This window comes from Rhodopseudomonas sp. BR0C11, from assembly GCF_010820945.1.
Taxonomy (GTDB): domain Bacteria; phylum Pseudomonadota; class Alphaproteobacteria; order Rhizobiales; family Xanthobacteraceae; genus Rhodopseudomonas; species Rhodopseudomonas palustris_H.
On the sequence record NZ_QTKI01000175.1, the window covers coordinates 1 to 9,249 of the forward strand.

Genomic DNA, 9,249 nt, shown 5'->3' on the forward strand with positions numbered 1-9,249 from the left:
CCTTCAGCCTGCCGGTAATCTTCCGGACCAAAGGGAAGGGCTAAGGGAGGCTCTGACTGGCTGAGCCTGTCGGCCTCCGCGGCAGCCTGTCAGTGTGACGCTTCCAGCCTGTTGTCTCGTCCACATCATCCCTGCGCCGTCATTCCGGGGCACGAGCGAAAGCTCGCGAACCTGAAATCTGCTGCGGGCAATGACCAACGACCGTCATCGCCCGCGCAGGCGGGCGAACCAGTATTGCAGAGCCATCGTGGTTATCATCGACGCCCTGGGATACTGGATCCCCGCCTGCGCGGGGATGACATGGGGAGACTTGTTAGCGCACGACGCAAGGCTTTTGCGCGCGTCGCCCGCGGCGACCCGGAACGACGAACACAACTGCTAAAAGCCGTCATCGCCCGCGCAAGGCGGGCGAACCAGTATTGCAGAGCCTTCGTGGTTATCGTCGACGCGCTGGGATACTGGATCCCCGCCTGCGCGGGGATGACACGGGGAGACTTGTTAGCGCACGAAGCAAGGCTTCTCGCGGGGCACAGACCATCTCGGGATTCCGGGTTCGCGCTGCGCGCGCCCCGGAATGACGTTGTGGGGTAAGTGCGTAGCTTAATACGTCGCGCGTCCGCCGGAGATGTCGAACACTGCGCCGGTCGAGAACGCGCAGTCTTCCGACGCCAGCCACGCTACCAGGGCGGCGACTTCTTCGACCAGTACGAAGCGGCCCTTCGGAATCTTCGACAGCATGAAGTCGATATGCTGCTGCGTCATCTGGTCGAAGATCGCGGTGCGCGCCGCGGCCGGCGTCACGGCGTTGACCGAGATGTCGTAGGACGCCAGCTCCTTGCCGAGCGATTTGGTCAGCGCGATCACGCCGGCCTTCGAGGCCGAGTAGTGCGCGGCGTTCGGGTTGCCTTCCTTGCCGGCGATCGAGGCGATGTTGACGATGCGGCCGTATTTATGCGCGATCATCGACGGCACCACCGACTTGCAGCACAGAAACGGCCCGTCGAGGTTCAGCTTCAGCACCCGTTGCCACTCGGCGTAGTCGGTCTCCCACACCGTCTTGTTGACGCCGGCGATCCCGGCATTGTTGACCAGGATGTCGATCTTGCCGAACGCCTGCAGCGTCGCGTCACGCGCGCGGTCGACCGCGACCGGATCGGTGACGTCGACCGCAACGGCGATCGTCACGTCGTCGCCGATTTCCTTGGCGGTCCGCTCGGCCAGCGCGAGGTCATGATCCCACAGCGCCACCTTGGCACCCGACGCAACGAACCGCTCCGCGATCGCCCGTCCAATCCCCTGCGCCCCGCCGGTGACCACGGCGCAGCGATGGTTGAGGTCGATGGTGTTCATCTGACGTGTATCCTTTGCCCGAGCCTCGAGTTCGTCATTGCGAGCGAAGCGAAGCAATCCAGGACTACGAGCACTGAACTGGATTGCTTCGTCGCTTCGCTCCTCGCAATGACAGCGTTACAACGTCCAACCGCCATCGATGATATGCGCGACGCCGGTGGTGAACGCGCTTTCGTCGGAGGCGAGGTACACCGCCAGCGCGGCGATTTCCTCGGCATTGCCGAGACGGCCCATCGGCTGGCGCGACACGAACATCTCGCGGCCCTGCGGCCCAAGCGCGGCGGCGCGGCCGAGCATCGACGGCGTTTCGATCGTGCCCGGGCAGATCGCATTGCAGCGGATGCCGCGGGTGATGAAATCGACCGCGACCGCGCGGGTCAGTGCCGCCACCGCGGCTTTCGTTGCACCATAGACGTAGCGGTTCGGCGCCGCCTTGAACACGCCGGCGGCCGACGAGATGTTGACGATCGAACCGCGGCCCGCTTCCAGCATCGCGGGCAGAAACGCGCGGATGGTGCGGTGCATCGACTTGACGTTGAGGTCGAACGAGAAGTCCCAATCCGTATCCGAACAGTCGAGCACCGTGCCGTGATGCACGAAGCCGGCGGCGTTGAGCAGAATGTCGACGGTGCCGGCCTCGCGGGCGATCGCTTCGACCGCCGCGGTGTCGCGGACATCGAGCTTCGCGGTCCGCGCAATGCCGTGCTCGGCGAGCGGCGCCAGCCCGGCGTCATCGATATCGGTCGCGAACACCTCGGCACCCTCGCGCGCAAACGCAATCGCCGACGCCCGCCCAATCCCCGCCGCCGCCGCGGTGACGAACGCGCGTTTGCCTTTCAGGCGGTCGGTCATGCTGGTTCCTCCCGACGACGTCATGGCCGGGCTCGAGCCGGCCATCCATCGTTCTTCGTGTGATGATGGATGCGCGGGTCAAGCCCGCGCATGACGATCGTAATGGGCACGTGCCGTGCCCAAGCCGCCCCATCAATGATTATGCCGCGCCACGCCGACGGCGCCGGCGATGTTCTGGTAGCGGGTGGCGAACTCCATGCAGGCGCCGGTGGCGTGCTGGCCGACGGTCGAGCGATACAGCTCCTGCCACGGCGTCTGGTGCTTCGGATAGGCGAAGCCGCCGTGGGCGGCGAGGTCGGCGCGGCGCTGCTTCAGCTCCTCGTCCGAGATCAGGATGTCGGCGCTGCCCTTGTTGAGGTCGATGCGGACGCGATCGCCGGTCTTCAGCAGCGCCAGCCCGCCATTAGCGGCGGCTTCCGGCGTGGCGTTGAGGATCGACGGTGAGCCCGAGGTGCCGGACTGGCGGCCGTCGCCGATGCACGGCAGCGAGTGGATGCCGCGTTTAATCAGCGCCGCCGGCGGCTGCATGTTGACCACTTCGGCGCCGCCCGGATAGCCGATCGGCCCGGTGCCGCGCACGAACAGGATGCAATGCTCGTCGATATCGAGCGCCGGATCGTCGATGCGGTGGTGGTAATCCTCCGGCCCTTCGAACACGATGGCGCGGCCCTCGAACGCGTTTGGGTCCTTCGGATTGGACAGATAGCGCTCGCGGAATTCGAGGCTGATCACGCTGGTCTTCATGATCGCGGAATCGAACAGATTGCCGCGCAGCACCAGGAAGCCGGCGTCATGCACCAGCGGCGTGTCGTAGCGATGGATCACGTCGCCATCCGGGGCGGGCGCGCCGGCGCAGTTCTCGCCCATGGTCTTGCCGTTCACCGTCAGCGCGTCCTGGTGGATCTTGCCGTGGCGCATCAATTCGCCGACCACCGTCGGCACGCCGCCGGCGCGGTGATACTCCTCGCCGAGATAGAGACCGGCGGGCTGCAGATTGACCAGCAGCGGAATGGCGTGGCCGACGCTCTGCCAGTCGTCGATCGATAGCTCGACGCCGACGTGACGGGCCAGCGCGTTGAGATGGATCGGCGCATTGGTCGAGCCGCCGATCGCCGAATTGACCACGATGGCGTTCTCGAATGCCTTGCGCGTCAGGATATCGGACGGCTTCAGATCCTCCCACACCATCTCAACGGCGCGCACGCCGGTCTCGTAGGCGATCTGGCCGCGTTCGCGATATGGCGCCGGGATCGCGGCGCAGCCGGGCAGCGACATGCCGAGCGCTTCGGCCAGCGAGTTCATCGTCGAGGCGGTGCCCATGGTGTTGCAGTGCCCAACCGATGGCGCCGAGGAGGCGACGATCTCCATGAACTGTTCGTAGTCGATCTCGCCGGCGGCAAGCCGCTCGCGCGACTTCCACACCACCGTGCCGGAGCCGGTGCGCTCGCCATTGTGCCAGCCGTTGAGCATCGGGCCGCCCGACAGCACGATCGCCGGAATATTCACGGTTGCGGCCGCCATCAGGCAGGCCGGCGTAGTCTTGTCGCAGCCGGTGGTCAGCACCACGCCGTCGAGCGGGTAGCCGAACAGCACTTCGACCAGGCCGAGATACGCGAGATTGCGGTCGAGCGCCGCGGTCGGCCGCTTGCCGGTCTCCTGGATCGGATGCACCGGAAACTCCATCGCGATGCCGCCGGCCGCCCGGATGCCTTCGCGGACGCGCTGCGCCAGATCGAGATGGTGCCGGTTGCACGGCGACAGGTCATTGCCGGTCTGGGCGATGCCGATGATCGGCTTGCCGGACTGCAGTTCCGCGCGGGTCAGTCCGTAGTTCAAATAGCGCTCCAGATAGAGCGCGGTCATTCCCGGATTATGCGGATCGTTGAACCATTCGCTGGACCGGAGTTTGCGCCGGGGGCTGCCGGCATCGTGCTTCGTCATCGTGTCTCCCGCACCGCACACATCCTTGAAGCGGATGTTTTGAGCGCCTTTGCTGAGCATGGAACGGCGCGCATGCTGGCATGTCGCACCGCGCTACGCAATCGGCGTAGTGTGATCACGCCGGACTAATTTGCGAGCGCGACAGCGGCGAAATATTCTGCTAAGAGTTGCGTCAACATAAGTCTCACGCCGGCGGCAACGACCGCAATAAATGGCGGGACATCGGGAGGTGCTGGATGGCGTCGGTGCAGATTCACGACGTGCGTAAGTCTTTCGGCGGCTTCGAAGTATTGCACGGCGTGACTGTTCCCATCGAAGATGGTGAGTTCGTCGTTCTGGTCGGCCCGTCCGGCTGCGGCAAATCCACTTTGCTGCGGATGCTCGCAGGGCTGGAAAAAATCACCGCAGGAACGATCTCGATCGGCGAGCGCGTCGTCAACGACGTGCAGCCGAAGGAGCGGGACATCGCCATGGTGTTCCAGAACTACGCGTTATATCCGCACATGACCGTCGCCCAGAACATGGGCTTCTCGCTGAAGCTGCGCGGCGCCGATCAGAAGACCATCGACAGTAAAGTGCGGCGCGCCGCCGACATCCTCGATCTCGGCAAATTGCTCGACCGCTATCCGCGCCAGCTCTCCGGCGGCCAGCGCCAGCGCGTCGCGATGGGCCGGGCGATCGTGCGCGATCCGCAGGTGTTCCTGTTCGACGAGCCGCTGTCCAACCTCGACGCCAAGCTGCGGGTGGCGATGCGCACCGAGATCAAGGAACTGCATCAGCGGCTGAAGACCACCACGGTTTACGTCACCCACGACCAGATCGAGGCGATGACGATGGCCGACAAGATCGTGGTGATGCAGGACGGCGTGGTCGAGCAGATCGGCGCGCCGCTGGATCTGTACGACCGGCCTGACAACAAATTCGTCGCCGGCTTCATCGGCTCGCCGGCGATGAACTTCCTCGACGGCACGCTGAAGGTGAACGGCGGCCAGCCCTATGTCGAGACCGCCAGCGGCGCCAAGCTGCCGGTGATGGCGGCGCCGGCCAACGGCAACGGCCGCACCGTCTCCTATGGCATTCGTCCCGAGCATCTCGACTTCGCCGACAGCGGCATTGCGGCCGAGGTCGCGGTGGTCGAGCCGACCGGCTCGGAAACCCAGATCGTGGCGCGGGTTGGCGATCAGGAAGTGATCGCGGTGTTCCGCGAACGGCATCCGGTCGCGCCCGGCGATCTGATCCATCTGCAGCCGCGCGCCGATGTCGCGCATCTGTTCGACAAGGAGAGCGGCCGGCGGATTTAGAGCGTGGCAGACAGATACAAGAATTGGTCGATCAACGAACCAATGCATAAAGCGGAACATAGGGAGTGAACGACAGATGACGGACTTTACCCTCGATCGCCGCACGTTGTTGAAGGGTGGCGCGATCACGTTGGCCACGGCAGCGACGATGTCCGCCGACCAGTTGCTCGGCTACGCCAAGGCCTGGGCGCAGGCCTCGCCGTGGAAGCCGGAGCCCGGTGCCAAGATCAATCTGCTGCGCTGGAAGCGGTTCGTCGAAGCCGAAGACGTCGCCTTCATGAAGATCGTCGACGCGTTCCAGAAGGCCAACAACGTCACCATCAACGTCTCCAACGAGTCCTACGACGACATCCAGCCCAAGGCGTCGGTCGCCGCCAACACCGGGCAGGGGCTCGACATGGTGTGGGGTCTGTACTCGCTGCCGTTCCTGTTCCCGAACAAGTGCACCGACGTGTCGGACGTCGCCGATTATCTTGCCAAGAAGTGCGGCGGCTGGAGCGACTCCGGCAAGGCCTACGGCATGTTCAACGGCAAGTGGATCGGCATCCCGGTGGCGGCGACCGGCGGCCTCGTCAACTACCGGATCAGCGCGGCCGAGAAGGCCGGCCACAAGGAGTTTCCGAAGGACCTCGCCGGCTTCTCCGATCTGGTGAAGGGCATGAATAAGAACGGCACGCCGGCCGGCATGGCGCTCGGCCACGCGTCGGGCGATGCCAATGGCTGGCTGCACTGGGCGCTGTGGGCGCACGGCGGCGCGCTGATCGACAAGGACAGCAAGGTCGTCGTCAATTCGCCCGAGACCGCCAAGGCGCTCGAATACGTCAAGGGGTTGTACGAGAACTTCATCCCCGGCACCGCATCGTGGAACGATGCGTCCAACAACAAGGCGTTTCTTGCCGGCCAGCTCTATCTCACCACCAACGGCATCTCGATCTACGTCACGGCTAAGAAAGACAACAAGGAGATGGCGGAGGACATCAACCACGCGCATCTGCCCGCCGGCCTCAACGGCAAGACCCGTGAGTTGCATCTCGGCTTCCCGATCCTGATCTACAACTTCACCAAGTTCCCGCAGACCTGCAAGGCGTTCACCGCCTTCATGATGGAGCCGGAGCAGTTCAACCCGTGGGTCGAAGCGGCGCAGGGCTATCTGTCGCCATTCCTGCTCGACTACGAGAAGAACCCGATGTGGACCGCGGACCCGAAGAATACGCCGTATCGCGACGTCGCCCGCACCGCCTCGACGCCGGCCGGCGACGCCCAGATGGGCGAGAACGCGGCGGCGGCGATCGCCGACTTCGTCGTGGTCGACATGTTCGCCAACTACTGCACCGGCCGCGAAGACGTGAAGACCGCGATGAGTAGCGCCGAACGCGCCGCGAAGCGGATCTTCAGGGCGTAACGGGGAAGAGAAGGGTTGGTGACATGCGCCGACCCTTCTCAGCCGACAAGGGCGCCACACCAATGGAAACCTTACGTTTGTCATTCCGGGGCGCGCCACTTGGCGCGAACCCGGAATCCATACTCCCGGCGGTGGTTATGGATTCCGGGCTCGCGCTTCGCGCGCCCCGGAATGACGAACGTGAAGGAGTGAGACCTTCACTTGGCCCGCAAGCGGACGGACGGAGTTAGCATGACTACACTTCAGATGCGCGAGCACTCCGGCCCCACCGCCTGGCAACGCCTGCGCACCAGCCGCAATTTCATCGCGCTGTGGTTCATGCTGCCGGCGGCGGCGTTCCTGATCCTGTTCCTGGCGTATCCGCTGTTTCTCGGCGTCTGGATGAGCTTCACCGACGCGCGGATCGGGCGCGCCGGGGTGTTCATCGGGATCGAGAATTACGAATGGCTGTGGGACGACAGCATCTTCTGGCTGTCGGTGTTCAACACCATTCTCTACACGGTGGTCGCCAGCGCGATCAAATTCGCGGTCGGTCTGTATCTGGCGCTGCTGCTGAACCGGCATATGCCGTTCAAGGCGATCATCCGCGCCGCGGTGCTGGTGCCGTTCATCGTGCCGACGGTGCTGTCGGCGATCGCGTTCTGGTGGATCTACGACTCGCAATTCTCGATCATTTCCTGGTCGCTGATCAAGCTCGGGGTGATCGATCAGAACATCAATTTCCTCGGCGACAGCAACTGGGCGCGCGCATCGGTGATCTTCGCCAATATCTGGCGCGGCGTGCCGTTCGTGGCGATCACGCTGCTGGCCGGGCTGCAGACGGTGTCGCCGTCGCTGTATGAAGCGGCGACGCTGGACGGCGCCACGGCGTGGCAGCGCTTCCGCTACATCACCTATCCGCTGCTGACGCCGATCATCGCGGTGGTGATGACGTTCTCGGTGCTGTTCACCTTCACCGACTTCCAACTGATCTGGGCGCTGACCCGCGGCGGCCCGGTCAACGCGACGCATCTGATGGCGACGCTGAGCTATCAGCGCGGCATCCTGTCGGGCCGGCTCGGGGAGGGCGCGGCGATTGCCACCGCGATGATCCCGTTCCTGCTCGCGGCGATCGCGATCTCGTGGTTCGGCATGCAGCGGCGCAAATGGCAGCAGGGGACCGACAATGACTGAGACCACCGCCTCCGATCCGCGGCTCGCCGTCAAAGCCGCCGCCACCGTGGCGCAAAGCGACGACAGCGAGGGCATGAGCTATCTGGAGTCGCTGCCGCGCCGGCTGGTGACGCTGTATCTGCCGCTGTTCGTCATCCTCGTCGTGCTGCTGTTCCCGTTCTACTGGATGGGGCTGACGGCGATCAAACCCGACGAGCAGCTGATCGACATGGAGACCTACAACCCGTTCTGGGTGGTGCATCCGACGCTGAAGCACATCCAGAAACTGCTGTTCGAAACCCAGTATCCGCGCTGGCTGTGGAACACGATGTATGTCGCGGCGGCCTCGACGGTGCTGTCGATCGCCGCCAGCGTGCTCGCCGCCTATGCGATCGTGCGGCTGCGCTTCCGCGGTGCCGACACCGTCGGCGGCGCGATCTTCCTGGCGTATCTGGTGCCGCCGTCGATCCTGTTCATTCCGCTCGCCTCGGTGATCCAGGCCTACGGCCTGTTCGACTCGCCGCTGTCGCTGATCCTGGTGTATCCGACGCTGCTGATCCCGTTCTCGACCTGGCTGCTGATGGGATATTTCAAGACCATCCCGTTCGAGCTTGAGGAATGCGCGCTGATCGACGGCGCCTCGCGCTGGCAGATCCTGATCAAGATCATCATTCCGCTGGCGGTGCCGGGACTGATCTCGGCGTTCATCTTCTGCTTCACGCTTTGCTGGAACGAATTCATCTATGCGCTGACCTTCCTGCAGTCGACGCCGAACAAGACCGTGCCGGTGGCGATCGTCAACGAGTTCGTCGACGGCGACATCTACAAATGGGGCTCGCTGATGGCCGGCGCCCTGGTCGGCTCGCTACCGCTCGTCATCCTCTACGCGTTCTTCGTCGAACATTACGTGTCGGCGATGACCGGGGCGGTGAAGGAGTAGCATCGCTTCCCACCGCCGGCGCCACCTCATCCTGAGGAGCGCGCTCTTGCGCGCGTCTCGAAGGATGGGCCACATTCACCACATGGTTCGAGACGGCGCTTCGCGCCTCCTCACCATGAGGCGCACTGCACGGGGCCTTCGCCCCTCCAATCGACGGAGCTTTCCTTGCACATTCTGATACTCGGCGCCGCCGGCATGGTCGGGCGCAAGCTCACCGACCGGTTGCTGGCGGATGGGCGGCTCGGCAGCCGCGAGATCACCCGGATGACGCTGCAGGACGTGGTGGCGCCGGTGCGGCCGCCCCATGCCTC

The 9,249-nt window shown here is 64.5% G+C and carries 7 protein-coding genes and 1 pseudogene; 5 read left to right on the plus strand and 3 right to left on the minus strand.

Features of this window, described 5'->3' with window-relative positions; all coding sequences use genetic code 11:
* Positions 1-600 precede the first annotated feature (600 nt).
* The 3 genes from DYI24_RS14595 to DYI24_RS14605 all read right to left on the minus strand — a co-directional run bounded on the left by DYI24_RS14595 (position 601) and on the right by DYI24_RS14605 (position 4,143).
* Positions 601-1,350 (minus strand): SDR family oxidoreductase, encoded by a 750-nt coding sequence (locus DYI24_RS14595; protein WP_164572793.1) that lies wholly within the window; start codon positions 1,348-1,350, stop codon positions 601-603.
* A 117-nt stretch (positions 1,351-1,467) separates the two neighbouring features.
* The gene (locus DYI24_RS14600) at positions 1,468-2,202 is read right to left on the minus strand and encodes an SDR family oxidoreductase (RefSeq protein WP_164572794.1); all 735 of its coding nucleotides are present in this window, start codon (positions 2,200-2,202) and stop codon (positions 1,468-1,470) included.
* 132 nt (positions 2,203-2,334) lie between these two features.
* Entirely contained in the window at positions 2,335-4,143 is a 1,809-nt protein-coding gene (locus tag DYI24_RS14605) for an IlvD/Edd family dehydratase (RefSeq protein ID WP_164572795.1), read from the minus strand.
* A gap of 236 nt (positions 4,144-4,379) precedes the next feature.
* On the opposite strand from DYI24_RS14605, the gene DYI24_RS14610 reads away from it, so the two are divergent.
* The 5 genes and pseudogenes from DYI24_RS14610 to DYI24_RS28325 form a co-directional block, all read left to right on the plus strand.
* Complete coding sequence (locus DYI24_RS14610) at positions 4,380-5,444, plus strand: ABC transporter ATP-binding protein (protein WP_107356293.1); 1,065 nt, start codon at positions 4,380-4,382, stop codon at positions 5,442-5,444.
* Positions 5,445-5,520: 76 nt separating this feature from the next.
* A complete protein-coding gene (locus tag DYI24_RS14615) occupies positions 5,521-6,846 on the plus strand; it encodes an ABC transporter substrate-binding protein (protein ID WP_107345253.1) in 1,326 nt (441 codons plus the stop codon).
* A 231-nt stretch (positions 6,847-7,077) separates the two neighbouring features.
* A complete protein-coding gene (locus DYI24_RS14620; protein ID WP_164572796.1) occupies positions 7,078-8,019 on the plus strand; it encodes a carbohydrate ABC transporter permease in 942 nt (313 codons plus the stop codon).
* Entirely contained in the window at positions 8,012-8,938 is a 927-nt protein-coding gene (locus DYI24_RS14625) for a carbohydrate ABC transporter permease (RefSeq protein WP_107345251.1), read from the plus strand. The genes DYI24_RS14620 and DYI24_RS14625 overlap by 8 nt, the downstream gene beginning before the upstream one ends.
* Before the next feature lie 165 nt (positions 8,939-9,103).
* Positions 9,104-9,249 (plus strand): annotated as a pseudogene (locus DYI24_RS28325) (D-erythronate dehydrogenase); the annotation flags it as partial.

Excerpts from the sequence above, each read along its gene's own strand:
- DYI24_RS14610 (WP_107356293.1), top strand. The coding sequence starts at position 4,380 with ATGGCGTCGGTGCAGATTCACGACGTGCGTAAGTCTTTCGGCGGCTTC.
- DYI24_RS14615 (WP_107345253.1), top strand. The coding sequence starts at position 5,521 with ATGACGGACTTTACCCTCGATCGCCGCACGTTGTTGAAGGGTGGCGCG.
- DYI24_RS14625 (WP_107345251.1), top strand. The coding sequence starts at position 8,012 with ATGACTGAGACCACCGCCTCCGATCCGCGGCTCGCCGTCAAAGCCGCC.
- DYI24_RS14600 (WP_164572794.1), bottom strand. The coding sequence starts at position 2,202 with ATGACCGACCGCCTGAAAGGCAAACGCGCGTTCGTCACCGCGGCGGCG.
- DYI24_RS14605 (WP_164572795.1), bottom strand. The coding sequence starts at position 4,143 with ATGACGAAGCACGATGCCGGCAGCCCCCGGCGCAAACTCCGGTCCAGC.
- DYI24_RS14595 (WP_164572793.1), bottom strand. The coding sequence starts at position 1,350 with ATGAACACCATCGACCTCAACCATCGCTGCGCCGTGGTCACCGGCGGG.
- DYI24_RS14620 (WP_164572796.1), top strand. The coding sequence starts at position 7,078 with ATGACTACACTTCAGATGCGCGAGCACTCCGGCCCCACCGCCTGGCAA.